Here is a 23,675-nt window from a genome sequence, read left to right as displayed (position 1 = left end):
CGGCTACTGCTCTTCCTTGGCGGTCCGGGTGATCGACTGCGTGACCTGCTCGGCCGACTTGGAGCCGGCGATGAGCGCGGCCACGCTGTCGTTGATCTCCTGGCCGACGGCGGGCGCGTAGGCCTGGTCGAGGTAGAGCTGGAAGCCGGTGGCGGCCTTCAACTGGGCTTGCACGGCCTTGAGGTTGGGGTCGGTGAGCGCGGACTCGGCGGCCGGGACGACCGGCAGCACCCCGGTCTTCTTCACCAGTTCCGAGTCGGTGGTCTGTGAGGCGAAGAACTTCAGGAAGTCGACGGCGGCCTGCGGGGCTCCCCGGCGCAGGGCGTGTCCGCCGCCTCCGCCGAACACTTCGGTGATCTTGCCGTTGCCGCCCTCGACCTCCGGGAACGGGAAGAAGCCCAGGTTCGCGCCGAGGCCCTTGCCGGCGTCGGCCTCCACGACCGGGGCCCACTGGCCCATGAGTTCCATCGCCGCCTTGCCGTTGCCGACGCCGGCGGCCTGACCCGTCGGGGTGGAGTAGGCGGCGCCGAGGAAGCCCTTCTGGAACGGCTGGAGGTCCACCAGCTCCTTCAGGTGCTGTCCGGCCTGGACGAAGCCGGGACCGGTGAAGTCCTTGCTCTCGCTGGCCGCGCGGAGCGCGTCGACACCGGCGGTGCGCATCGCCAGGTACGCCCAGTAGTACATGCCGGGCCACTTCTCCTTGCCCGCCAGGGCGAGCGGCGTGACGCCGGCAGCTTTCAGCTTCCGTACGGCGTCCAGGAAGCCGCTCCAGGTGGTCGGGGGTGTGCTGATCCCGGCCTTCTTGAAGAGCGCCTTGTTGTACCAGAAGCCGATCATGCCGATGTCGAACGGGATGCCGTACGCCTTGCCGTCCAGGAGGTACGGCTCCTTCGCCACCGGCAGCAGGCCGTCGGCCCAGCCCTTGGTGCGGTCGGTGAGGTCCTCGACCAGTCCGGCGTCGACCTGCTGCCGCAGCACGCCGCCGCCCCAGGTGTGGAAGACGTCCGGCAGTTTCCCGGAGGCGATCAGCGCGGTCATCTTCGACTTGTAGGCGTCGTTCTCCAGCTGGACGATCTTCACCTTGACCGTGGGGTTGTCGGCCTCGAACTTCTTGGCCAGGGCCGCCCACACGGTCTTGGTGGGTTGCGTGGTCGAGATGTTCCACCACTCGATCGTGGTCGTCCCCGAGGACGACCCTCCGTCCGAGTCGCCGCCGCAGCCGCTGAGTGCGGTCACCCCCAGGCCGGCGCCGACGGAGGCCGCCAGAAATCCGCGGCGGGACAGTGCAGGGTCGCCCATCATGCGCTCCTTCGAAACTTTCGAGTTGCATCGGAGAGGGTCCCGACTGAGAAGATCGGGCACCACCGAGAGCCGCCGACGCACTCGTCGACCACCGGCGGGCCGAAACATTCGAGTTATTCCTCGAACGTTCCGAACGGCGACTCTAGGAAGGCGCGTTGGGAGCGTCAAGGTGTCTGCACGAGGTGGCGGGCACACGACCGAACCCGCCGGAGGCGGCGCGGTCCCCCGCGAAGGCCGAATGTTTCGGCCACGGCGCCGCATCCGGCCCGGCCCGAGGGGACCCGGCGGGGCGGACCGGCCCTCCGGCTGGTCGGATCGCCGGCGCGGGAGTGGGATGGAAGGGAGCGAGAGCTTGCCCGGGACGGTGGAGCCATGTCCGGTAACGACGCCTCGGCGGTCGCCCGCGTGGTGGTCGGCGTGAGCGGTTCCCTGAACAGCGTCACGGCCCTGCGCCGGGCCACCGCGCTGGCCCGGCGGCTGGGAGCCGAGCTGTGGCCGGTGCTGGCCTGGGAGCCGCCGGGCGGCGATCCCGCCGCGCGCCGCGCCCCCGCCGCCGGCCCGCTGCTCCAGGAGTGGCGGCGCCTGGCCAAGCAGCGGCTGGCCTCGGTCCTCCACGAGATCCTCGGCCCGGACGGTCCCGGCGTACCGGTGCACGCCGTCGTCGTGCGCGGCGCCCCGGGCCCGGCCCTGGTGGCGACCGCCGACCGGGAGACCGACGTCCTGGTCGTCGGCACGGGCCGGCGCGGACTGCAACGCCCCTTCGCGGCCCGCGTCTCCCGCCACTGCGTGTCCCACGCCCGCTGTCCGGTCCTGGCGGTCCCCCCGTCCCCCCTGGAGTCGGAGCTGCTCTCCGTCCACCGCCGCAACACCTGGCACCTGCGGCTGGACACGCGGGGACTGTGAACCGGGCGGCGGCCGGCGGTCGCCGCGCTGCCATCCCGTCAAGAACGCCCGCTCCGCCGTCAGGGCGCCGTCAAGGGGAGGTGCGCCTCGCCGCCGGCGGTCTACCGTCGTCCTCATGGAGCACCGCGACCGCATCCTCCCCCGGGCGACCGGCTCGTACCCGTCCGGCGCCGGGACCGTCGTGTACGACCGGAGCTGGGCCGGGGAGGTACGCAGCGCGGGCCGGTGTGCCGGTGCGCTGTTCGGGCTGCTGCTGGGCGTGGACCGGACCGCCGGCTCACTGACCTGGGGGCGCGCCGCCCTGTGGCTCCTGCTGGCCCTGCTCCTGCTCCTCGTGCTGGTCCCGGTGCGCGTGTCGGCCGGTCCGGGCTGGCTGGCGAGCCGCCGGCTGCTGCGCACCCGCCGCGTCCGCACCGATCTGCTGGCCGCCGCGAGCCCGCTGGACGGTGTCGCCCAGCGCCTGGTGCTTCGCGACACCCTCGGCAACCGGGTCGAGATCGACCCCGACGTCCTCATCCGCAACCCGGAGCTGTGGTACCGGCTCGACGAGGGCGCCCGCGCCTCCGAGGCGGCCGGCACGCTGCTGTGCGGCACGGCCGCCCTGCACCGCCTGGCCCGCCGCGTGGACAGCGAGACGGCCCTCGGCGTGTTCCGGGCATCCGGACTGGAGTGACGCTCGGTGGCCGCCGCCCGAGCCGGCCACCGGCCGGGGGTCACCCGCCCGGCTGCGCCCCGGTACACCGCCTCCGGCCTCCTGTTCTTCCGGCGGGCGCCCTTTCCGGAGGCCATTCTTAACGCAAGATTGACGCCGCCGGAGCCCTGATCCATAGGCCCGGGCGTCACGCTCTGCTTACGCTGGTGCCGCCGTCCGCGTGATGGCCCAGAACAGCCGAGCCGTACCCCAGGAGCACGCCGATGGCCACGACCGAGCGCCCTCCCAGTACCAGCCGCCTGCGCGCCTGGATGCTGGAGGGACTGTCCGACATGGGCAAGAACGGCGGCCACACCGGACCGCACGCCGAGCCGGAGCCGCCGCACCAGGGACAGCGCTGGTGGCGCGTGATGTGCCTGACCGGTGTCGACTACTTCTCCACCCTCGGCTACCAGCCCGGCATCGCGGCCCTGGCGGCCGGTCTGCTCTCACCCGTGGCGACCATCGTGCTCGTCCTCGTGACCCTGGCCGGCGCCCTGCCGGTCTACCGCCGGGTGGCCGAGGAGAGCCCGCACGGCGAGGGCTCGATCGCGATGCTGGAGCGCCTGCTGTCGTTCTGGCAGGGCAAGCTCTTCGTGCTCACCCTGCTGGGCTTCGCGGCGACCGACTTCCTGATCACCATCACGCTCTCCGCCGCCGACGCCTCCACCCACCTGGTGGAGAACCCGCATCTGACGCAGGCCCTGGAGGGCAAGCAGATGCTGATCACGCTGATCCTCGTGGCGCTGCTCGGCGCGGTCTTCCTCAAGGGCTTCCTGGAGGCCATCGGGGTGGCGGTCGTCCTGGTGGGCGTGTACCTCGCCCTCAACCTGGTCGTCGTGATCACCGGCCTGTGGCACGTCTTCACCGCCGGGCACGTGATCACCGACTGGGGCACGGCGCTGACCGCGCAGCACGGCAACGTCTTCATGATGATCGGCGTGGCGCTCATCGTCTTCCCGAAGCTCGCCCTGGGCCTGTCCGGCTTCGAGACCGGTGTCGCCGTCATGCCGCACGTCCAGGGCGACCCGGGTGACACCGAACAGCGGCCCGCCGGCCGGATCCGGGACACCAAGAAGCTCCTGACCACCGCCGCGCTCATCATGAGCTGCTTCCTGATCGCCACCAGCTTCATCACCACGCTGCTGATCCCGGAGAAGGAGTTCCGGACGGGCGGCCAGGCCAACGGCCGCGCGCTCGCCTACCTCGCGCACGAGTACCTGGGCAACGCCTTCGGCACGGTGTACGACGTCTCGACCATCGCCATCCTGTGGTTCGCCGGCGCCTCCGCCATGGCCGGCCTGCTCAACCTGATGCCGCGCTACCTGCCCCGCTACGGCATGGCCCCGCACTGGGCCCGGGCCGTGCGCCCGATGGTCCTCGTCTTCACGCTGATCGCCTTCCTGGTGACCTGGCTCTTCGACGCCAACGTCGACAAACAGGGCGGCGCCTACGCCACCGGTGTGCTGGTACTGATCAGCTCGGCCGCGATCGCGGTGACCATCGCCGCGCGCAAGGCGGGGCAGCACGGCTGGACCGTCGTGTTCGCGGTGATCTCCGCGGTGTTCCTCTACACCACCGTAGTGAACGTCATCGAGCGCCCGGACGGTGTGAAGATCGGTGCCTGTTTCATCGCCGGCATCATGCTGGTCTCGCTGCTGTCCCGGCTGGCCCGTGCCTTCGAGCTGCGGGTGACCAGTGTGTCGCTCGACCCCATGGCGGAACGATTCGTCCGGGACATGGCCAGCCGTAAGATGCGGTTCATCGCCAACGAGCCCGACCGGCGTGACCACGCCGAGTACCGCGACAAGATCGAGCAGATCCGCACCGACCACGACTTGCCCGAGCAGGAGGACTTCATCTTCCTGGAGGTCACGGTCACGGACCCGTCCGAGTTCGAGGCGGGCCTGACCGCGCACGGTGAGGTGCTGCACGGCCGCTACCGGGTGCTGACGCTGGAGTCCGCCTCCATCCCGAACGCCCTGGCCGCGCTGCTGCTGCACGTCCGCGACCTCACGGGCTGCATCCCGCACATCTACTTCGAGTGGACCGAGGGCAGTCCGTTCGCCAACTTCCTGCGCTTCTTCCTCTTCGGACAGGGCGAGGTCGCACCGGTCACCCGCGAGGTACTCCGCGAGGCGGAACCCGACCGCACCCGCCGTCCCCGCGTCCACGTGGGCTGACCCCTGGTCCCCGGTTCCCGGCGGGTGGCCCTATCGTGACCGGCATGCAGTCCTACACGATCGGCCAGGCCGCGCGGCTGCTCGGCGTCAGCCCGGACACCGCCCGCCGCTGGGCCGACGCCGGCCGGGTGGCCACCCACCGCGACGAGTCCGGGCGCCGGCTCGTCGACGGCAGGGACCTCGCCGCGTTCTCCGTCGAACTGGCCAAGGGCGGCGGCGCCGAGGAGGAGGCCTCGCACACCTCCGTCCGCAACGCCTTCCCCGGCATCGTCACCGCGATCAAGCTCGGCGACGTCGCCGCCCAGGTGGAGATCCAGGCCGGCCCGCACCGGCTCGTGTCACTGCTGACCCGCGAGGCCGTGGAGGAGCTGGGCCTGGAGGTCGGCATGGAGGCCACCGCCCGCGTGAAGTCCACCAACGTGCACATCGACCGCACCTGACCCGGACGCCGGTTCACGGGCAGCCGTCACGTGACCGCACATGCAAGCTACAAGTCGCGAATGCACGGCTCATGCGATACGACAAGGGACTTACACCTCGCAGATGCGGCAGTATCATCGTCGCAGGGCGCGACGCTGGTGTGACCGACCCCGAGGAGTAGATCCGTGATGACCCGTTCCGTGCGCCGGACCCGGCGGATGTGGCAGCTGGCCGGTGCGGGAGCCGCCGCCCTGATGGCGCTGAGCGCCTGCTCCTCCTCGTCGGACTCCGCCGGCAACTCCGGCACGCCGGCGTCCCCGAAGCTCTCCGGCACGGTCACCGTGTTCGCGGCGGCCTCCCTGAAGGAGAGCTTCACGAGCCTGGGCCGGACGTTCGAGCGGGACCACCCGGGCACCAAGGTCAGCTTCAACTTCGGCGGCAGCGACAGCCTCGCCGCGAGCATCACCGGCGGCGCCCCGGCGGACGTGTTCGCCGCGGCCAGCCCCAAGACCATGGCGCTCGTGACGGACAAGAAGGACGCGGCCGGCACCCCGGCCACCTTCGTCCGCAACCAGCTGGAGATCGCCACCGTGCCGGGCAACCCGCATGGGGTGGCCTCCCTGAAGGACCTCACCAAGTCCGGTCTCAAGGTCGTCCTGTGCGACGAGACCGTGCCCTGCGGCGCCGCCGCCCGGAAGGCGCTGGACGCCGGCAAGCTGACGCTCACCCCCGTCTCCTACGAGCAGGACGTCAAGGGCGCCCTGACCAAGGTGGCGCTGAAGGAGGCCGACGCGGCGGTGGTCTACCGGACCGATGTGAAGGCCGCAGGTGACAAGGTGCAGGGCGTGGAGTTCCCCGAGTCCGCCCACGCGATCAACGACTACCCGATCGCCCTGCTGAAGAACTCCCGGAACGCCGAGGCCGCCAAGGCGTTCATCGCCCTCGTGCGGTCCGCCGAGGGTCAGCGGGTGCTGAGCGGGGCCGGGTTCCTCAAGCCGTGACCCCGCTCGGTGAACCCGGCGCCGCGACCGCCCCCCGCACGGGCCGGCCGCGGCGCCGCCGCGCCGGCACGGGGGCCCGGCGCGGGGTGCCGCTGCCGCTGCTGCTGCCGGGCGTGCTGGCCCTGGCGTTCCTGCTGCTGCCGCTGCTCGCGCTGCTGATCCGCGCGCCCTGGCGCAGCCTGCCGGACCAGCTGACCAGTACCGAGGTATGGCAGGCGCTGCAGCTGTCCCTGGTCAGCGCGACCGCGGCGACGGCCGTGAGCCTCGTCCTGGGCGTGCCGCTCGCCTGGCTGCTGGCCCGTACGGAGTTCCCCGGGCGGGGGTTCGTACGGGCCCTGGTCACCCTGCCCCTCGTCCTGCCCCCGGTCGTCGGCGGTGTGGCACTGCTGCTGGCCCTCGGCCGCAACGGCGTCATCGGCCAGTGGCTGGACTCCTGGTTCGGGATCACCCTGCCGTTCACCACCACCGGGGTCGTGGTCGCGGAGGCGTTCGTCGCGATGCCCTTCCTGGTCATCAGCGTCGAGGGCACCCTGCGCGCCGCCGACCCGCGCTACGAGGAGGCGGCGGCCACCCTCGGCGCCTCCCGCTTCACCGCGTTCCGCCGGGTCACGCTGCCGCTCATCGCGCCGGGCGTCGCGGCCGGCGCGGTGCTGGCCTGGGCCCGGGCGCTCGGCGAGTTCGGCGCGACGATCACGTTCGCGGGCAACTTCCCCGGCCGCACCCAGACCATGCCGCTCGCGGTCTACCTCGCCCTCCAGAACGACCCCGAGGCAGCCATCTCCCTGAGCCTGGTCCTCCTGGCCGTCTCGATCACGGTCCTGGCCGGACTCCGGGACCGCTGGATGACACCGTCATGACGAGCAACGCCGAATCCACCCGGAACACGCGGGGAACAGCCGCGTCCGCCGGCCCCGCGCAGCCCCCGCCCGGGCCGCCCGCACCCGCCGGCCTGGACGCCCGTCTCGTGGTCGACCGCCCCGGCTTCCGGCTGGACGTGGCCCTCACCGCCGCCCCCGGCGACGTCGTCGCCCTGCTCGGCCCCAACGGCGCCGGCAAGACCACCGCCCTGCGCGCCCTCGCCGGCCTCACCCCCCTCACGGACGGCCACCTCCGCCTGGACGGCACCCCCCTGGAGGACGCACCCCCGGAGTCCCGCCCGGTCGGCGTGGTCTTCCAGGACTACCTGCTCTTCCCGCACCTGTCCGCCCTGGACAACGTCGCGTTCGGCCCCCGCTGCCGGGGCGCGGGCAAGGCCGAGGCCCGCGCCCGGGCGGCGGCCTGGCTGGAGCGCATGGGCCTCACCCCGCACGCCGCGGCCAAGCCCCGCCACCTCTCCGGCGGCCAGGCCCAGCGCGTGGCCCTCGCCCGCGCCCTGGCCACCCGGCCCCGGCTGCTCCTGCTGGACGAGCCGCTCGCGGCCCTGGACGCCCGTACCCGGCTGGAGGTCCGCGTCCAGCTCCGCCGCCACCTGGCCGAGTTCGAGGCCGTCTCCGTACTGGTCACCCACGACCCGCTGGACGCCATGGTGCTCGCGGACCGGCTGGTGGTCGTGGAGCACGGCCGGGTCGTCCAGCAGGGCACGCCCGCCGACATCGCCCGCCACCCGCGCACGGACTACATCGCCCGGCTCGTCGGCCTCAACCTCTACCGCGGACAGGCCGCCGGGCACACCGTACGGCTGGAGGCCGGGCCCGCGATCACGACCACGGAGGAGCTGTCCGGCCCGGTCTTCGTGGCGTTCCCGCCGTCCGCCGTGACCCTGTTCCGGGACCGGCCCTCCGGCGCCAGCGCCCGCAACCTGTGGCGCTGCGAGGTGGCCGGGCTGGAGACGCACGGCGACCAGATCCGCGCCGACCTCGGCGGGGAACTCGCTCTCGCCGCCGACCTCACGACACTCGCCGCCGCCGACCTGGACCTGCACCCCGGCGCATCCGTCTGGGCGACGGTCAAAGCGGCGCAGACACACGCATACCCCGCCTGATCGGACGGGCGCTCTACCGTGGATGCCCATGACCCTCAGCATCCGCAACCAGCTCGCCGGCACGGTCACCGCGATCCAGCCGGGCGAGGTCATGGCCACCGTCAAGCTGCGCCTGGACGGCGGGCAGGACCTCACCGCGGCCGTCACCAGGGAGGCCGCCGAGGACCTGGCCCTGGCTCCCGGCTCGCCCGTGCGGGCCCTGGTGAAGTCGACCGAGGTCTCCCTCGCCACCCAGCGCGTCGAGGGCCTGTCGATCCGCAACCAGCTCCCCGGTGCGATCATCGGTCTCACCGCCGGCGCCGCGATGGCCTGCGTGCGGATCTCCGTGCCCGGCGGTGAACTGACCGCCGTCATCACCCAGGACGCCGCCGCCGACCTGGGTCTCTTCGTGGGCTCCGACGTGGTCGCGCTCATCAAGGCGACCGAGGTGTCCCTGGCGACGGCGTGACACGGCGGGGCCCCGCCCGGAAACCGGACGGGGCCCTTGGGAACCGGCGCTCGCTCAGTCCTCGTACGCGTCCAGCGGCGGGCAGGAGCACACCAGGTTGCGGTCGCCGAAGGCCTGGTCGATCCGGCGCACCGGCGGCCAGTACTTGTCGGCGGCCGAGACACCGGCCGGGAAGACCGCCTCGTCGCGGCCGTAGGCGTGCGTCCACTCACCGCCGAGCGCGGCGGACGTGTGCGGGGCGTTGCGCAGCGGGTTGTCCTCGGCGGGCCACTCGCCGGAGCCGACCTTCTCGATCTCCGCGCGGATGGCGATCATCGCATCGCAGAAACGGTCCAGCTCGGTGAGGTCCTCCGACTCGGTCGGCTCGATCATCAGCGTGCCGGCCACCGGGAACGACATGGTCGGCGCGTGGAAGCCGTAGTCGATCAGGCGCTTGGCCACGTCGTCCACGCTCACGCCCGTCGCCTTGGTCAGCGGGCGCAGGTCGATGATGCACTCGTGCGCGACCAGGTTGCCGGGGCCGGTGTACAGCACCGGGTAGTGCGGCTCCAGGCGCTTGGCGACGTAGTTGGCGGAGAGCACGGCCACCTGGGTGGCCCGCTTCAGGCCCTCGCCGCCCATCAGGCGGACGTACGCCCACGAGATCGGCAGGATGCCCGCGCTGCCCCACGGGGCCGCCGAGATGGGACCCACGCCCGTCTCCGGACCGGCCTCCGGCTGGAGCGGGTGGTTCGGCAGGTACGGCGCCAGGTGCGAGCGGACCGCGACCGGGCCGACGCCGGGACCGCCGCCGCCGTGCGGGATGCAGAACGTCTTGTGCAGGTTCAGGTGGGAGACGTCACCGCCGAAGTGACCCGGCTTGGCGAGGCCGACCAGGGCGTTGAGGTTGGCACCGTCGACGTACACCTGGCCGCCGGCCTCGTGCACCTGCGCGCAGATGTCGGCGACGTGCTCCTCGAACACACCGTGCGTCGACGGGTAGGTGATCATCAGCACCGCCAGCTCGTCGCGGTACTGCTCGATCTTGGCGCGCAGGTCCTCGACGTCGATCTCGCCGTCCTCGGCGGTCTTCACGACGACGACCTTCATGCCGGCCATCACGGCGCTCGCCGCGTTGGTGCCGTGCGCGGAGGACGGGATGAGACACACGGTGCGCTGCTCGTCGCCGTTGGCCCGGTGGTAACCGCGTACGGCGAGCAGACCGGCCAGCTCGCCCTGTGAACCGGCGTTCGGCTGGAGCGAGACCTTGTCGTAGCCGGTGACCTCGGCGAGACGTTCCTCCAGCTCGCGGATGAGCGTGAGGTAGCCCTGCGCCTGCTCGGCGGGGGCGAACGGGTGCAGCTGCCCGAACTCGGGCCAGGTGACCGGCTCCATCTCGGTGGTCGCGTTGAGCTTCATGGTGCAGGAGCCCAGCGGGATCATGCCGCGGTCGAGCGCGTAGTCGCGGTCGGCCAGCTTGCGCAGGTAGCGCAGCATGGCGGTCTCGGAACGGTACTGGTGGAAGACCGGGTGGGCCAGGTAGGTGTCGGTGCGCAGCAGCGTCTCGGGCAGGGTGTCCTCGGCGCTCGCGTCGAGCGCCTCGATGTCGCCCGCCACGCGGAAGGCGGCGAAGACGGCGACCAGCTGCGCCCGGTTGGTGGTCTCGTCGCAGGCCGCCGAGACGTGGTCGGCGTCGACGAGCCGCAGGTTGACCCCGTTCTCCCGGGCGGCGGCGACGACCTCGGCGGCCTTGCCGGGCACGCGCGCGGTGACCGTGTCGAAGTAGGCGCCGTGGACGATCTCCACGCCGCCGGCCTTCAGCCCCTCGGCGAGGATCGTGGCGTACCGGTGCGTCCGCCGGGCGATGGTCCGCAGCCCCTCCGGGCCGTGGTAGACGGCGTACATGCCGGCCATCACGGCGAGCAGCACCTGCGCGGTGCAGATGTTGCTGGTGGCCTTCTCGCGGCGGATGTGCTGCTCACGGGTCTGCAGCGCGAGCCGGTAGGCCTTGTTCCCGTCGGCGTCCACGGAGACGCCCACCAGGCGCCCGGGCAGGCTGCGGGCGAACTTCTCGCGTACGGCCATGTAGCCGGCGTGCGGGCCGCCGAAGCCCATCGGCACACCGAAGCGCTGGGTGGTGCCGATGGCGATGTCCGCGCCGAGCTCGCCGGGCGAGGTGAGCAGGGTCAGTGCCAGCAGGTCGGCGGCGACGGTGACGAGCGCGCCCAGCTCGTGCGCCTGGTCGATGACCGGCTTGATGTCGCGTACGGCTCCGGAGGCGCCCGGGTACTGGATCAGTACGCCGTTGATCTCGCGCCCGGCGAGCTCGGCCGGGATGCCGTCGCCGAGGTCGGCGACGACCACCTCGACGCCGGTCGGTTCGGCGCGGGTCTCGATGACGGCGATGGTCTGCGGCAGCACGTCCGCGTCGACCAGGAACAGGCCCTTCTTGTTCTTGCCCATCCGCCGGGACAGCGCCATGGCCTCGGCCGCGGCCGTGCCCTCGTCCAGCAGGGAGGCGCCGGAGGTGGGCAGCCCGGTGAGGTCGGCGACCACGGTCTGGAAGTTCAGCAGGGCCTCCAGCCGCCCCTGGGAGATCTCCGGCTGGTACGGCGTGTAGGCCGTGTACCAGGCCGGGTTCTCCATGACGTTGCGCAGGATGACGGGCGGGGTGAACGTGCCGTAGTACCCGAGGCCGATCATGGAGCCCAGCACCTGGTTGCGGTCGGCGAGCGAGCGCAGTTCGGCGAGCACCTCCGCCTCGGTGCGGGCGCCCGGCAGGTCCAGGGCGTCGGCGTTCTTGATCACATCCGGGACCGCGGCGGCGGTCAGCTCGTCGAGCGAGCCGTAGCCGACCTGCGCGAGCATCTTGGCCCGCGCCTCCTGGTCGGGTCCGATGTGGCGCTGCTCGAACGGAATGCCCGCTTCGAGCTCGGAGAGCGGAATGCGATGGGCGGTCATTGCGGAGGCCTCCTGGTCTGACACGACCTTCGAGGGGCACCCCGGTACGGATACCCCGACGGCCTCCCCCTCTGTCATCTCAACCTGAGAGCTTCACCGGCCACCCGAGGGCGCCGGCTTTCACCGTCGGTGAGGGCGGGAGCCGTCGACACCCGCCCTGCTTTCCAGAGTGACCTCGTCCGAGCGGTACGTGAGCCTGAGAGATTCCGGGGAGGAGTTGCTCCTTCGGCGCCTCCGAGGTGGTCGGAGGACTCTCCCGCACGGGGTCAGCAGCCGCTGTCAGCCTACCAGCGAGGTCAACGCCGGAGCCTTCGAGTGGCCGCCTCACTCAATGTGCTCTTTTGTAGTGCTTACGGATGAGTTGCGACCACGTGGAGGGAGAGGGACCGTGCAGACCGACATCGATCCGCGCAACCTGATCGGCCGCAAGGCGTTCGACCGCAAGGGCATCAAGATCGGCACCATCGACGAGGTGTACCTGGACGACGCCACCGGAGTACCCGAGTGGGCGGCCATACGCACCGGCCTGTTCTCCCGGGACGCCTTCGTGCCCCTGGAGCCCAGCGAACTCGTCGGCGGCACCCTGCACGTCCCCTTCGACCGCGCCCTGATCAAGGACGCTCCCGACTTCGGCGTGGGCCGCCACCTCTCCCCCGAACAGGAACTCCAGCTCTACCACCACTACGGCCTCGACGTGGCCCCGCCCCCCACGGTCCCGGACCACGACTTCGGCAAACTGGCCGGCTCGGAAGAACCCTGACCGCCTCCCCCCGTCCGGCCCATCCCCGCCCCTCCGAAATCCGGCTCACCTCCCCCGCACAACCCGCACCCACCCGACGTCACACCCCTCCCCGGAAGCCGGTGCGCTCGTAGTGGAGCGGGAGCCGGGTTTCACCGGGAACGGCAACGACCCGGAACCCGCGAACCCACCCCACACACGCGACCCCGCCCACGTCCCGGCCCACGCCTGCGACTCGATCCGCTTGCCAGGCCCGGGCCCGCTCCCCCCCGTCTCCGGACCTGCCCCCCGGGCCGGCTGGCCGCTCCGGCTGGACCCGGCTTACACGCCCTCGCCCGCATCTCGGCCCGCCCGCCACCCGACGCTCGATCCGCGTGCCCGGCCCGCGCCCGTCCGGAGCGCGGCCCATACCGTCTCCTGCGCCCCGCACCCCAGGACACCGCCGCGCCTCCACGGCCCGCCCTTCCCCGCGCCATCGCCCCTGTCCACGGCCATGCTCAGGCCCGAGCCACCGCGCCCTCCGAGCCCGGCCCTGTCTCCGGGGCCCGAGCCATCTCCACCTCCAGACCCGCACCCCCGGCCCGGAAGCCGCCCGAATGCTCCGCGCCCCGGGCCGCGCCCGGTCCCTCGGGCGGAACCCCGTCCGAGGGGCCCGGCACCAGCGGCAGCGGCTCGGCCGGCTCCAGCGCGGGGTCGTCGACGAGGAACGTCCGCACGCGCCCCGGCTCGGACAGCGGCGTCTCGAACCGCACAGTGACCCGCCCCAGCCCGCTCCCCTGCACCCATCCGGGCCCGTACTCCGCGTGCCGGACGTCCTGCCCGGCACGCCAGTGCCGTTCCGCCGGCTCCGGCCGCTCCGCGATCCCCTCCGCCGCGGCCTCCTCCTGCACCTCCGCGACCGCCGGCGAGGGCATCGCCTGCGCGAAGAGGTCCTCCTGCGTGTAGTCGGCCAGCCCGGACACCCCCACCCCGAGCAGCCGCACCCCGCCCGTGGTGTCCACGGAGTCCAGCAGCCGCGCTGCCGCCTCCCGGATGACCGCGGGGTCGTCCGTGGGCCCCCTGAGCGTCTCGGAGCGGGTCAGCGTGGAGAAGTCGTACCGCCGCACCTTCAGCACGATCGTGCGCCCGGACAGCCCCGCCTCGCGCAGTCTCCGCACACACCGGTCGGCCAGCCGCTGCACCTCAAGGCCGACCCGCAGCCGGTCGTGGATGTCCACGTCGTACGTGTCCTCCACCGACACCGACTTGGTCTCCCGCTCGGCGACGACGGGCCGCTCGTCCCGAGCCAGGGCCATGGCGTACAGCGCGTGCCCGTGCGCCTTGCCGAGCAGCCGCACCAGCTCGTCCTCACCGGCCTCGGCCAGCTCCTGCACCGTGCTGATCCCGGCCCGGCGCAGATGGTCCCCGGTGGCCGGCCCCACCCCCGGCAGGGTCCGCACCGACATCGGCCCCAGCAGCGCCCGCTCGGTGCCCGGCTCGATCAGCACCAGGCCGTCCGGCTTCGCCTGCTCGGAGGCGATCTTCGCCAGCATCTTCGAGGCGGCGAGCCCCACGGAACCGGTGAGCCCGGTGACCGCCCGTATGTCCGCGCGCAGCCTCTCCCCGGCCCGTCGCGCCGACTCCTCGTCCCGGGCCGCTCCCCCGGCCTCCAGATCCACGAAAGCCTCGTCCAGGCTGAGCGGCTCCACCAGCGGTGACAGCTCCCGCAGCAGCGCCATCACCTGCTCGCTGACCGCCCGGTACAGACCGAAGCGCGGCACCAGGTACGCGGCGTTGGGTGCGAGCCGGCGCGCCTGGGCCATGGGCATCGCCGAGTGGACCCCGAACACACGTGCCTCGTACGACGCCGTGGCGACCACCCCGCGCGGTCCGAGGCCGCCCACGACGACCGCCTTCCCGCGCAGGCTCGGCTTGGACGCCTGCTCCACCGAGGCGAAGAAGGCATCCATGTCGAGATGCAGGATCGTGGGCGCGTTTCTCACATGTCCGATGCTGCACCACGCCACTGACATCGCGGTGGTGCCGGAGCGCCCCTGGGGGGATTCGTCGGTCAGACCGCCCGGTTGCGGCGCCGCGCCAGTTCGTCCGCGGGGTTGTGCCCGACGAGCGTCTCGCCGGTGTCGATGCGTTCGCCGTGCAGCTGGGAGAGTGCGCTTTCCACGTCGCGCCACACCACGCCGACGGCGATCCCGAAGATGCCCTGACCGCCCTGGAGCAGGGCGTGGACCTCGTCCGGCGAGCTGCACTCGTACACCGTCGCGCCGTCGCTCATCAGGGTCATCCGCTCCAGGTCACGGAAACCGCGTTCCCTGAGGTGCTGGACGGCCGTGCGGATGTTCTGCAGCGACACCCCGGTGTCCAGGAACCGCTTCACGATCTTCAGGACGACGACGTCCCGGAAGCTGTACAACCGCTGGGTGCCCGACCCGTAGGCGGGCCGCACGCTGGGCTCGACCAGACCGGTGCGAGCCCAGTAGTCGAGTTGCCGGTAGGTGATGCCGGCCGCGGCGCAGGCCGTGGGCCCGCGGTAGCCGATCTCTTCGGACGTCATGGCCGCCACCCCTCCACCGTTCGGCACCGCCGTCGGCAGCTGCGGAGCGTGATCCACCGCGCTGCCCGGTTGGGGGTGCCCCCCGCCTGAGCGCAGTCGCGGGTTCGGGGGCGGGTACGGACCGCTCTCCCCGAAACTGCGTCCGGGGGCACCCCCAGCCGTACCGTCGCCGCTGGTTCTCACGCCGACCTCCGTCCTTGACCTGCCTTCTCGACGGTAGGCAGTCACCAGGGGTGCGTCAACGATCGCCACACTCGGCACGCCGAGTGATAATCACCCTAGGAGTGGTTTCCCGTGTCCCACCGCGGGGAAAGGCTAGCCGAATGCGCTCGCGGCGGGCCGTAGGACGCTCTCACTGGCCGGAGGCAAATGCCGGGGCGACGCCCGCGCGGAGCCACCGGCCGGCCCGGTGGAACCCGGGCCCGGCGGACCGCGCGCCGCGGCTCACTGGCTGCTGGTGCCGAAGTCCTCGGGCGAGATCTGGTCGAGGAACTCGCGGAACTTCTCCACCTCGTCCTCCTGCTCGTCCGGGATCGCGATACCCGCGTCGTCCAGCACCGTGTCACTGCCGTAGATCGGCGTTCCGGTGCGCAGGGCGAGCGCTATGGCGTCGGAGGGGCGGGCACTGACCTCGACCCCGCTGGCGAACACCAGCTCCGCATAGAAGACGCCTTCCCGCAGATCGGTGATGCGTACTTCGGTCAGCTCCTGGCCGACGGCCTCCAGCACGTCCTTGAACAGGTCGTGGGTCAGCGGTCGCGCGGGGGCCATGCCCTGCTGGGCGAAGGCGATCGCCGTCGCCTCCCCCGGCCCGATCCAGATGGGGAGGTAACGGTCGCCCCCCACTTCGCGCAGGAGCACGATCGGCTGGTTGGAGGGCATTTCGACCCGGACACCTACGACATCGAGCTCGTTCACACAGCAACCCTAGGCCGTGCCCGGGACGTTTGGGTAGTCGGGCCGGGAACAGGTGCCCGATCCGGCCGTCCCGCGGGGCCGCCGTCTCAAGGCAGCCGCACGCCCAGAGCAGTCTGCACCAGGGCCGCGTGCAGCCGGACCGTGAGGGCCGCCAGCTCCTTCGTACGGGCCTCGGCGTGCGCCCTGGTCTGCGGGTTGCGGTGGCGCCTGAGGGGGGCCACCACCTGGTCGACCAGCCCCGCCTCCCGGTCCGCGGCGGCCTTCATCACCCTGAGGTGGCGCGGCTCGATCCCGAACCGGCCCAGTTCGGCGATGAGCGAGGCCACGGTCACGGCCTCGGCGTCGTACGCCCCGTCCTCCAGGGGAGCGAGCAGCCCGTAGGACTCCCACTCCTGGAGCGCGTCCTCGCCGATGTCCGCCGCGGCCAGCAGCTCGGCCCTGCCGATCCTGGCCACCGTGCGCCCCTCCGGCTGCCCGGGCGCGTCGTCCGGGGTGCGCTGGCGCCCCACCACGGGCAGCGGGGCCGCCTCACCCCGCTCCATGGCGTCCAGGTGCTCCCGGATCACCTTGAGCGGCAGGTAGTGGTCCCGCTGCATCCGCAGGACGTGGCCGAGGCGCTCGACGTCCGCGGCGCTGAACTTGCGGTACCCCGACGGGGTCCGCTGCGGCTCGATGAGCCCCTCCGACTCCAGGAAGCGGATCTTGGAGATGGTGACTTCGGGGAACTCGTCGCGCAGCACGTTCAGCACCGTGCCGATGCTCATCAGACCACTGTCCCTGGCGGCGGTACCGCTTCCGGCACCGCCGCTCGGTGTTTGAAGCATGGACCTTCCCTGGGGGTTCCCCCCGGACGTCGGTCCGGGGGCGGGTCAGATGCCCTGCCGGCTCGCGTAGAACACCAGCCGGTACTTGCCGATCTGCACCTCGTCACCGTTCGACAGGGCGACCTGGTCGATGCGCTCGCGGTTGACGTACGTGCCGTTCAGGCTGCCCACGTCGGCCACGGTGAACGAGCCGTCGGGGGAACGCCGGAACTCCACGTGCCGCCGGGAGACCGTCACGTCGTCCAGGAAGATGTCGCTCTGCGGGTGGCGGCCGGCCGTGGTCAGGTCGCTGTCCAACAGGAAGCGGCTGCCCGAGTTCGGGCCGCGGCGCACCACCAGCAGCGCCGAGCCCACCGGCAGGGCGTCCACCGCGGCCTGTGCCTCCGGGGAGAGCATCGGCAGCGGCGTCTGGCCCGTCGCCTCGGAGTCGTACGCCTCCAGGCCGGAGATAGAGATGGTGGACGTCGTCTCGGAAGCCCGCTCGGGCGCCACCCCGGGGCGCAGCGGCGCCCCGCAGTTGGAGCAGAACCGGGCGTTCTCCGCATTCCGGTTACCGCACCTCGTACACACCAGGACCGACATCGACGGATCCTCCTGCCGCGGCTGCCCCGCCGGGGCGTTGGACGCGTACGGGCCGGAGGCAAACCCTCCACCCGTACCTGAGGTTGACGGTTGCCCGAAACCTATGCCGCCGGACTGGGCAGGGTCAACAGACGCCGCGCCCTGACCACCGGAAATGTCACCGCCCGGACCAGCGACCTGGTCCCGGAACAGCGGGCGCTGGCCCTCCGCGTCAGGCTGTGCGCGATGACGAGCGGTCGCGTTGTCGCGGCCCTCTCGCGCGCTCTTGCCGAACAACTTCGCAAACAACTTCACGGGCGATTCCCCTTGACCGAAACAGACCCGCCCGTGGGGCAGGACGAACCCTGATTGCCTACACCGGCCGAGCCGGACATTCTCACAACGTCCGTATCCACCAGACAGTTTCCACCACGCACCACCCCTTCGATGCGCCGACCCCCCGCAACCTCATGCCCCTGCGCGACGACCCCCATGCACCACCGGTTCACCGGGAGGACGACCGAGCGTAGTCAGGCCGCTTCGCCTGTCGCAAGGCGTCCACGACGATCTTGTCCGACCGCTCGACGGTCACCGTGGCCTGCTCCTTCTCCAGAGTCTGCACCACGCCTCCCGGGATGTTCAGCGCCGGCTCGAGGTCCTGCGGCTTGCCGATGACCTTGAAACGATAGGGAGTGTTGATCTTGTTCCCGTCGACGCTCACGCTCTTGCCGGCATCGGTGACGTAGGTGCCGGCGACCACCCGCACCCCGTTGACCTGGATCGCCTCCGCGCCGGCCGCGCGCAGTTCCTGGATCGCGTCGAGCAGCATGTCCGCCTGGACCGTCCCCTTCGTGTCCTCGATCGTCATGGTGATGCCGGGACCCTGCGCCGCCACGGTCCCCGCCAGGATGCCGAGTTGCCTCTCCTTCTCGGCGGTCTGCCGGCGGGCCTCGGCGGCCTGGTCGGAACTGGACTGCAGCTCCTGACGCTGCTTTTCGAGTCCCTGCTTCTCGTCCTCAAGACGCTGAGTACGCGAATCCAGTTCATCGAGGATACGAACAAGATCTTCTTGACGTGCGCCGCGCAGTGCGCCGTCGGTGTCGCTGTTGGACGCCACCTGCACGGCCAGGCCGAAGCCCAGGCCGAACAGCAGCAGCGCGACGATGAGTTGGGCCCGCGTGAAACGCGGCGGCCACAGGCCCTTGACGAGCCGCTGCCTGCCCGTCAGCGGCTGCTGGGGCTGCTCCTCGCCCTGCTGCACCGTCTGGGGCGCGGGCGCGGGCACCTCGGCCGGCAGCTCCCTGCGCAACGGGTTCTCCGGCCGGCCGTCCCGACCGTCCCGATCGTCCCGGCGGTCCCGGTCGTCCCGGTCGTTCCGGTCGCTCTGCTCGTTCTGCTCGTTCTGCTCGCTCATCGGCCTCACGCTCGGAAAACGTGCCGCCGGATCGCCGCGGCGTTGGAGAAGATCCGGATGCCCAGGACCACGACGACCCCCGTGGACAGCTGCGCGCCCACACCCAACTTGTCGCCGAGGAACACGATGAGGGCGGCGACGACCACGTTCGACAGGAACGACACCACGAAGACCTTGTCGTCGAAGATGCCGTCCAGCATGGCCCGCAGGCCGCCGAAGACGGCGTCCAGCGCCGCGACGACGGCGATCGGCAGATAAGGCTCGACGACCGCCGGAACCTCGGGCCGGACCAACAGGCCGGCCACGACTCCCACGACGAGGCCCAGTACGGCGATCACGATGTGCCCTTCCCGGTCTTCTCGGACTTCGGCTGTGCTGTACGTACGATCACACTGGGGGCGGCGGGCAACCGGACGTCGCCCTCCGTGGAGATGGTGGCGCGGATGCCGTAGTTCTCCTCCAGGGCATGCAGATACAGGCCGTCGGCGCTGTTCTGGAACCTGGTGCTCAACCGTTCTCCGTCCCCTACCGCCAGCACCGTGTACGGCGGCACCAGCGGCCTGTTGTCGACCAGTATCGCGTCACCCGCGGCCCTGATCGCGGACAGGGCGGTCAGCCGCTGCCCGTTGATGGAGATCGCCTCGGCCCCGGAGGCCCACAGACCGTTGACCACGCGCTGCATGTCGCGGTCCCGTACCCGGCCGGTGTCGGAGAAGCCCGAGGTCTCTCGGGGATTGGTGCCGTCCCCGCCGCCGGCGGCCTCCTTGGCGTCGTTCACGACGAGCCGGACGCCGGGGCCGTGCGCCGCGGTGGCCCCCGACAGCAGGCCCACCAGGTCCGCCTCGGCGCTGCCGCCGCTCGACCTCAGGGCCGCCCGCTGGCGCGCGCTGACGTCGTCGCGCAGGGTGTCGACGGTGCTCTCCAGCTTGTCCGCGTCCGCCGTCTCGGCGTCGATGCGGTCGATCAGCTCCTGGCGCTCCTTGGCCACGACGGGCGCTGTCACCCTGGTCTGTGCCGCCCCCACGGTCACGACCAGCGCCGCCAGGACGAGACCCGCGGCCAGCACCAGCTTGGCCCGGAGCGTCTTCGGCAGGCCGCCCTCGCCCTGGGACTTCCTCCGGGCTGCGGCCTCGGCATAGCCGTCGTCGAGGCTGTGGTCCATGACGTTGGTGATCAACGACATGGAGGCGTCCGGGCGCCGCGACCTCGTGGGGCTGCTCCGAACGGGGGGTTGCTGCGGCATGCCGCACATCGTCGCACGTCGCGCGCAGTACCTCCGAACGGCCCCACGCGCGCGTGCCGGACAGGCCCCCTGCGGGGCACTCGTCCGGCACGCGCGCGTGCGGCGGCTTCTGCCGTTGTCAGCCGTCCGGGACTACCGGCCGGCGCTGTCCACGACCGCCGCCCACTCGTCCAGCAGGGCCTGCGCGGAGGCGTCGTCGGGCCCCTCGGCCCACAGGTGGGTCACCGCCTCGGCCGGGTCCGGCAGCACCATCACCCAGCGGCCGTCGGCCTCCACGACCCGCACACCGTCGGTCGTGTCGACGGAGCGGTCCCCGGCGGCCTCGACCACCCGGCGCATGACCAGGCCCTTGACGGCCCACGGCGTCGCCAGGTCGCGCTTGAGGACGTGCGCCCGTGGAATCCGGGCGTCGATCTGGCTGAGCGTGAGCTGCGTCCGCGCCACCAGCCCGATGAGCCGTACGAAGGCCGCTGTGCCGTCGTAGACGCTGCTGAACTCGGGGACGATGAAGCCGCCCTTGCCGTCGCCGCCGAAGATGGTGCCTTCCTCGCGCCCCACGCGCGTGAGGTCGTCGGGCGAGGTGGTCGTCCACTCCACCTGCGTGCCGTGGTAGGCGGCCACCTGCTCGGCGATCCGGGTCGTGGTGACGGGGAGCGCCACCCGTCCGCTGCGCCGCTCGGCGGCCACCAGGTCCAGCATCACCAGCAGCGCCCGGTCGTCCTCGATGATCCGGCCCTTCTCGTCCACGAGCGACAGCCGCTCGCCGACGGGGTCGAACCGCACACCGAACGCGGCACCCGAGGACGCCACGATCTCACCGAGGCGCACCAGGCCCTTCCGACGCATCTCCTCGGTCTCCGTCGGCCTGGACTCGTCGAGACCGGGGTTGATGGTCAGCGAGTCCACACCGAGCTTGCCGAGCAGGCTGGGCAGCACGAGCCCGGCACTGCCGTTCGAGGCGTCCACGACGACCTTGAGACCCGATTCCGCTATCCCGGTCGTGTCGACGTTCCGCAGCAAGGATCCGGTGTACGAGTCGAAGACGCTGGCCGGGAAGTACAGGTCACCGATCTCGCCCGGGAACGCCCGGCGGTACTCCTGGCGCGCGAAGACACGGTCCAGCTTGCGCTGGCTGCCCTGCGAGAGGTCCGCGCCCTGACCGTCGAAGAACATGATGTCGACCGAGTCCGGCACACCCGGCGAGGTCCGGATCATGATGCCGCCGGCACTGCCGCGCGCGGTCTGCTGCCGGGCCACGGGCAGCGGCACGTTCTCCAGGTCGCGTACGTCGATGGCGCTGGCCTGGAGCGCGGAGATCACCGCCCGCTTGAGCGCCCGGGCGCCGCGGGAGTGGTCACGGGCCGTGGTGACCGTGGAGCCCTTCTTCAGCGTCGTCGCGTAGGCGCCGGCGAGCCGCACCGCCAGCTCCGGCGTGATCTCCACGTTCAGGATGCCGGTGACACCGCGGGCGCCGAACAGATGGGCCTGCCCGCGGGACTCCCAGATCACCGAGGTGTTGACGAAGGCGCCGGCCTCGATGGTCTTGAACGGGTACACACGGACGTTGCCCTGAACGATCGATTCCTCACCGATCAGGCACTCGTCGCCGATGACCGCGCCGTCCTCGATCCGGGCGGCCCGCATGATGTCGGTGTTCTTGCCGACGACGCAGCCGCGCAGATTGCTGTGCTGCCCGACGTACACGTTGTCGTGCACGACGGCCCTGTGCAGGAAGGCGCCGCTCTTGACGACCACGTTGGACCCGACGACGGTGTGCTCGCGGATCTCCGCGCCGGCCTCGACCTTCGCGTAGTCGCCGATGTACAGCGGTCCGCGCAGTTCGGCGTCGGGGTGCACCTCGGCGCCCTCCGCGACCCACACACCCGGGGAGATCTCGAAGCCGTCGATGTCGACGTTGACCTTGCCTTCGAGGACGTCCGCCTGGGCCTTCACGTAGCTCTCGTGCGTGCCGACGTCCTCCCAGTAGCCCTCGGCGACATAGCCGTAGATCGGCTTGCCTTCCTTCATCAGCTGCGGGAAGACGTCACCGGACCAGTCGACGGGCACGTCGGCTTCGACGTAGTTGAAGACCTCGGGCTCCATGACGTAGATGCCCGTGTTGACCGTGTCGGAGAAGACCTGTCCCCAGGTCGGCTTCTCCAGGAAGCGTTCGACCTTGCCTTCCTCGTCGACGATGGTGATACCGAACTCCAGCGGATTCGGCACGCGGGTCAGGCAGACCGTGACCAGCGCACCCTTCTCCTTGTGGAAATTGATCAGTTCGGTGAGGTCGAAGTCGGTCAGCGCATCGCCGGAGATGACGAGGAAGGCATCGTCCTTCAACGCCTCCTCGGCGTTCTTGACGCTTCCGGCGGTACCGAGTGGCTTCTCCTCGTTGGCGTACGTGAGCTCCATACCGAGCTCTTCACCGTCACCGAAGTAGTTCTTTACGAGGGACGCCAGGAACTGCACAGTGACCACGGTCTCGTTGAGCCCGTGCTTTTTGAGCAGTCGCAGCACGTGCTCCATGATCGGGCGATTCGCCACGGGCAGGAGCGGCTTGGGCATGCTGGAGGTCATTGGGCGAAGGCGCGTGCCTTCGCCGCCGGCCATCACGACGGCCTTCATGTCGGAAGCGTCCTCCTAAAGAGATGACTGTCTAGCCGACTTCACCCGTCCAAAGTGTCCCGCATTTCGTGGCGGGCGGCCATCGGACGACTTTGTCCAGACAAGGAACGGGCTCAATCGGCCTCGGCGTCCGCGCGCACCAGACGGCGGACTTGTACTACGTACAGCACTCCTGCCCACCAATAGAGGGTTGTACCCCATCCGGCGAAAGCCCACCCGAAAACTGCGGCGAGTGACGCGATCCATCCGTTTCCGTCGCTGAGGAGCAGGAGCGGGAAGGCGTACATGAGGTTGAACGTGGCGGCCTTGCCGAGGAAGTTCACCTGCGGCGGCGGATAGCCGTGCCGGCGGAGGATGCCCACCATGACCAGGAGGACCAGCTCGCGGGCCAGCAGGAGGGCGGTGAGCCAGAGCGGGAGGATTCCCCGCCAGGTCAGCCCGAGCAGCGTGGAGAGGACGTAGAGCCGGTCGGCGGCGGGGTCGAGCAGCCGGCCGAGGCTGCTGATCTGGTTCCAGCGCCGGGCGAGCTTGCCGTCCAGGTAGTCGCTGACCCCGCTGAACGCGAGGACGAGGAGGGCCCAGCCATCGCTCTTGGGGCCGCCGAACTCCGGCCTGAGGATCAGCCACAGGAAGAGGGGTACGCCGACGAGCCGCGCCATGCTGAGGATGTTGGGGATGGTGAGGACCCGGTCTGTCTGGACACGGGTCTCCTGGACCTCCACCCGGGGGCCTCCTGTGCGAAACGAGCCGACGATGCCCCCTGACCTTACCTCAACGCAAAAAAGCTCCGGCCCCTGGGCAGTGCCCAAGAGCCGGAGCTGTAAAAGGAGTTCGGCGGTGTCCTACTCTCCCACAGGGTCCCCCCTGCAGTACCATCGGCGCTGTGAGGCTTAGCTTCCGGGTTCGGAATGTAACCGGGCGTTTCCCT

21 protein-coding genes, 1 rRNA gene and 1 riboswitch are annotated in these 23,675 nt (G+C 71.2%); of the genes, 9 read left to right on the top strand and 13 right to left on the bottom strand.

What is annotated here, in order from left to right; all coding sequences use genetic code 11:
* Positions 1 to 3 precede the first annotated feature (3 nt).
* Complete coding sequence (locus tag IG05_RS0136000; protein ID WP_030348303.1) at positions 4 to 1,299, bottom strand: extracellular solute-binding protein; 1,296 nt, start codon at positions 1,297 to 1,299, stop codon at positions 4 to 6.
* 375 nt (positions 1,300 to 1,674) lie between these two features.
* On the opposite strand from IG05_RS0136000, the gene IG05_RS0135995 reads away from it, so the two are divergent.
* The 8 genes from IG05_RS0135995 (at position 1,675) to IG05_RS0135960 (ending at position 8,929) form a co-directional block, all read left to right on the top strand.
* Positions 1,675 to 2,205, top strand: coding sequence for a universal stress protein (locus tag IG05_RS0135995; RefSeq protein ID WP_030348302.1), 531 nt, complete (start codon positions 1,675 to 1,677; stop codon positions 2,203 to 2,205).
* A gap of 115 nt (positions 2,206 to 2,320) precedes the next feature.
* Positions 2,321 to 2,878, top strand: coding sequence for a hypothetical protein (locus IG05_RS0135990; RefSeq protein WP_030348301.1), 558 nt, complete (start codon positions 2,321 to 2,323; stop codon positions 2,876 to 2,878).
* Between the two features lie 242 nt (positions 2,879 to 3,120).
* Positions 3,121 to 5,079: an APC family permease gene (locus tag IG05_RS0135985; RefSeq protein ID WP_030348300.1), complete on the top strand. Its 1,959-nt coding sequence runs from the start codon at positions 3,121 to 3,123 to the stop codon at positions 5,077 to 5,079.
* 44 nt (positions 5,080 to 5,123) lie between these two features.
* On the top strand, positions 5,124 to 5,519 hold the full coding sequence (locus tag IG05_RS0135980) for a TOBE domain-containing protein (RefSeq protein ID WP_030348299.1): 396 nt from the start codon (positions 5,124 to 5,126) through the stop codon (positions 5,517 to 5,519).
* A gap of 168 nt (positions 5,520 to 5,687) precedes the next feature.
* Entirely contained in the window at positions 5,688 to 6,500 is an 813-nt protein-coding gene (gene modA, locus IG05_RS0135975; protein WP_030348298.1) for a molybdate ABC transporter substrate-binding protein, read from the top strand.
* Positions 6,497 to 7,357, top strand: a complete 861-nt coding sequence (modB, locus tag IG05_RS0135970; protein WP_030348297.1) for a molybdate ABC transporter permease subunit — start codon at positions 6,497 to 6,499, stop codon at positions 7,355 to 7,357. The genes modA and modB overlap by 4 nt, the downstream gene beginning before the upstream one ends.
* The gene (locus IG05_RS0135965; RefSeq protein WP_078894732.1) at positions 7,354 to 8,481 is read left to right on the top strand and encodes an ABC transporter ATP-binding protein; all 1,128 of its coding nucleotides are present in this window, start codon (positions 7,354 to 7,356) and stop codon (positions 8,479 to 8,481) included. The genes modB and IG05_RS0135965 overlap by 4 nt, the downstream gene beginning before the upstream one ends.
* Positions 8,482 to 8,509: 28 nt before the next feature.
* A complete protein-coding gene (locus tag IG05_RS0135960; protein WP_030348295.1) occupies positions 8,510 to 8,929 on the top strand; it encodes a TOBE domain-containing protein in 420 nt (139 codons plus the stop codon).
* Between the two features lie 54 nt (positions 8,930 to 8,983).
* Here the strand turns inward: IG05_RS0135960 and gcvP are convergent, their stop codons facing one another.
* Entirely contained in the window at positions 8,984 to 11,869 is a 2,886-nt protein-coding gene (gcvP, locus tag IG05_RS0135955; protein WP_030348294.1) for an aminomethyl-transferring glycine dehydrogenase, read from the bottom strand.
* A gap of 174 nt (positions 11,870 to 12,043) precedes the next feature.
* Positions 12,044 to 12,138, bottom strand: a riboswitch (glycine riboswitch).
* Positions 12,139 to 12,257: 119 nt separating this feature from the next.
* Between gcvP and IG05_RS0135950 the strand changes: the two genes are divergently transcribed.
* Positions 12,258 to 12,629: a PRC-barrel domain-containing protein gene (locus IG05_RS0135950; protein WP_030348293.1), complete on the top strand. Its 372-nt coding sequence runs from the start codon at positions 12,258 to 12,260 to the stop codon at positions 12,627 to 12,629.
* A gap of 476 nt (positions 12,630 to 13,105) precedes the next feature.
* Here the strand turns inward: IG05_RS0135950 and IG05_RS0135945 are convergent, their stop codons facing one another.
* The 11 genes from IG05_RS0135945 to rrf form a co-directional block, all read right to left on the bottom strand.
* Entirely contained in the window at positions 13,106 to 14,590 is a 1,485-nt protein-coding gene (locus IG05_RS0135945) for a DNA polymerase IV (protein WP_078894728.1), read from the bottom strand.
* Positions 14,591 to 14,658: 68 nt separating this feature from the next.
* Entirely contained in the window at positions 14,659 to 15,342 is a 684-nt protein-coding gene (locus tag IG05_RS0135940) for a MerR family transcriptional regulator (RefSeq protein ID WP_199808441.1), read from the bottom strand.
* A 261-nt stretch (positions 15,343 to 15,603) separates the two neighbouring features.
* On the bottom strand, positions 15,604 to 16,077 hold the full coding sequence (locus tag IG05_RS0135935; protein ID WP_026253112.1) for a bifunctional nuclease family protein: 474 nt from the start codon (positions 16,075 to 16,077) through the stop codon (positions 15,604 to 15,606).
* Positions 16,078 to 16,163: 86 nt separating this feature from the next.
* Positions 16,164 to 16,901, bottom strand: coding sequence for a MerR family transcriptional regulator (locus tag IG05_RS0135930; RefSeq protein ID WP_030348290.1), 738 nt, complete (start codon positions 16,899 to 16,901; stop codon positions 16,164 to 16,166).
* A 45-nt stretch (positions 16,902 to 16,946) separates the two neighbouring features.
* Positions 16,947 to 17,777 (bottom strand): FHA domain-containing protein, encoded by an 831-nt coding sequence (locus tag IG05_RS46070; protein ID WP_199808440.1) that lies wholly within the window; start codon positions 17,775 to 17,777, stop codon positions 16,947 to 16,949.
* 190 nt (positions 17,778 to 17,967) lie between these two features.
* Positions 17,968 to 18,876, bottom strand: coding sequence for a DUF881 domain-containing protein (locus tag IG05_RS0135920; protein WP_030348288.1), 909 nt, complete (start codon positions 18,874 to 18,876; stop codon positions 17,968 to 17,970).
* 5 nt (positions 18,877 to 18,881) lie between these two features.
* On the bottom strand, positions 18,882 to 19,214 hold the full coding sequence (locus IG05_RS0135915) for a small basic family protein (RefSeq protein WP_003988855.1): 333 nt from the start codon (positions 19,212 to 19,214) through the stop codon (positions 18,882 to 18,884).
* On the bottom strand, positions 19,211 to 20,059 hold the full coding sequence (locus IG05_RS0135910) for a DUF881 domain-containing protein (protein ID WP_030348287.1): 849 nt from the start codon (positions 20,057 to 20,059) through the stop codon (positions 19,211 to 19,213). The genes IG05_RS0135915 and IG05_RS0135910 overlap by 4 nt, the downstream gene beginning before the upstream one ends.
* Before the next feature lie 192 nt (positions 20,060 to 20,251).
* On the bottom strand, positions 20,252 to 22,747 hold the full coding sequence (locus IG05_RS0135905) for a mannose-1-phosphate guanyltransferase (RefSeq protein ID WP_030348286.1): 2,496 nt from the start codon (positions 22,745 to 22,747) through the stop codon (positions 20,252 to 20,254).
* Positions 22,748 to 22,860: 113 nt separating this feature from the next.
* Entirely contained in the window at positions 22,861 to 23,469 is a 609-nt protein-coding gene (locus tag IG05_RS0135900) for a CDP-alcohol phosphatidyltransferase family protein (RefSeq protein WP_030348285.1), read from the bottom strand.
* Between the two features lie 107 nt (positions 23,470 to 23,576).
* Positions 23,577 to 23,675, bottom strand: a 5S ribosomal RNA gene (gene rrf, locus IG05_RS43945); the annotation flags it as partial.

It is taken from the genome of Streptomyces sp. NRRL S-1022 (genome assembly GCF_000720135.1).
Classification (GTDB): domain Bacteria; phylum Actinomycetota; class Actinomycetes; order Streptomycetales; family Streptomycetaceae; genus Streptomyces.
The sequence above is the reverse complement of the archived record's forward strand: the minus strand, read 5'-3'. Positions and strand labels throughout refer to the sequence as shown.

What these genes read in the sequence shown, in the direction of transcription:
- IG05_RS0135960 (WP_030348295.1), top strand. Translation starts at nt 8,510, where the DNA reads ATGACCCTCAGCATCCGCAACCAGCTCGCCGGCACGGTCACCGCGATC.
- IG05_RS0135905 (WP_030348286.1), bottom strand. Translation starts at nt 22,747, where the DNA reads ATGAAGGCCGTCGTGATGGCCGGCGGCGAAGGCACGCGCCTTCGCCCA.
- IG05_RS0135910 (WP_030348287.1), bottom strand. Translation starts at nt 20,059, where the DNA reads ATGTCGTTGATCACCAACGTCATGGACCACAGCCTCGACGACGGCTAT.
- IG05_RS0135965 (WP_078894732.1), top strand. Translation starts at nt 7,354, where the DNA reads ATGACGAGCAACGCCGAATCCACCCGGAACACGCGGGGAACAGCCGCG.
- IG05_RS0135990 (WP_030348301.1), top strand. Translation starts at nt 2,321, where the DNA reads ATGGAGCACCGCGACCGCATCCTCCCCCGGGCGACCGGCTCGTACCCG.
- IG05_RS0135985 (WP_030348300.1), top strand. Translation starts at nt 3,121, where the DNA reads ATGGCCACGACCGAGCGCCCTCCCAGTACCAGCCGCCTGCGCGCCTGG.
- IG05_RS0135930 (WP_030348290.1), bottom strand. Translation starts at nt 16,901, where the DNA reads ATGCTTCAAACACCGAGCGGCGGTGCCGGAAGCGGTACCGCCGCCAGG.
- IG05_RS0135995 (WP_030348302.1), top strand. Translation starts at nt 1,675, where the DNA reads ATGTCCGGTAACGACGCCTCGGCGGTCGCCCGCGTGGTGGTCGGCGTG.
- IG05_RS0135920 (WP_030348288.1), bottom strand. Translation starts at nt 18,876, where the DNA reads ATGAGCGAGCAGAACGAGCAGAACGAGCAGAGCGACCGGAACGACCGG.
- IG05_RS0136000 (WP_030348303.1), bottom strand. Translation starts at nt 1,299, where the DNA reads ATGGGCGACCCTGCACTGTCCCGCCGCGGATTTCTGGCGGCCTCCGTC.
- modA (WP_030348298.1), top strand. Translation starts at nt 5,688, where the DNA reads ATGACCCGTTCCGTGCGCCGGACCCGGCGGATGTGGCAGCTGGCCGGT.
- gcvP (WP_030348294.1), bottom strand. Translation starts at nt 11,869, where the DNA reads ATGACCGCCCATCGCATTCCGCTCTCCGAGCTCGAAGCGGGCATTCCG.
- IG05_RS0135980 (WP_030348299.1), top strand. Translation starts at nt 5,124, where the DNA reads ATGCAGTCCTACACGATCGGCCAGGCCGCGCGGCTGCTCGGCGTCAGC.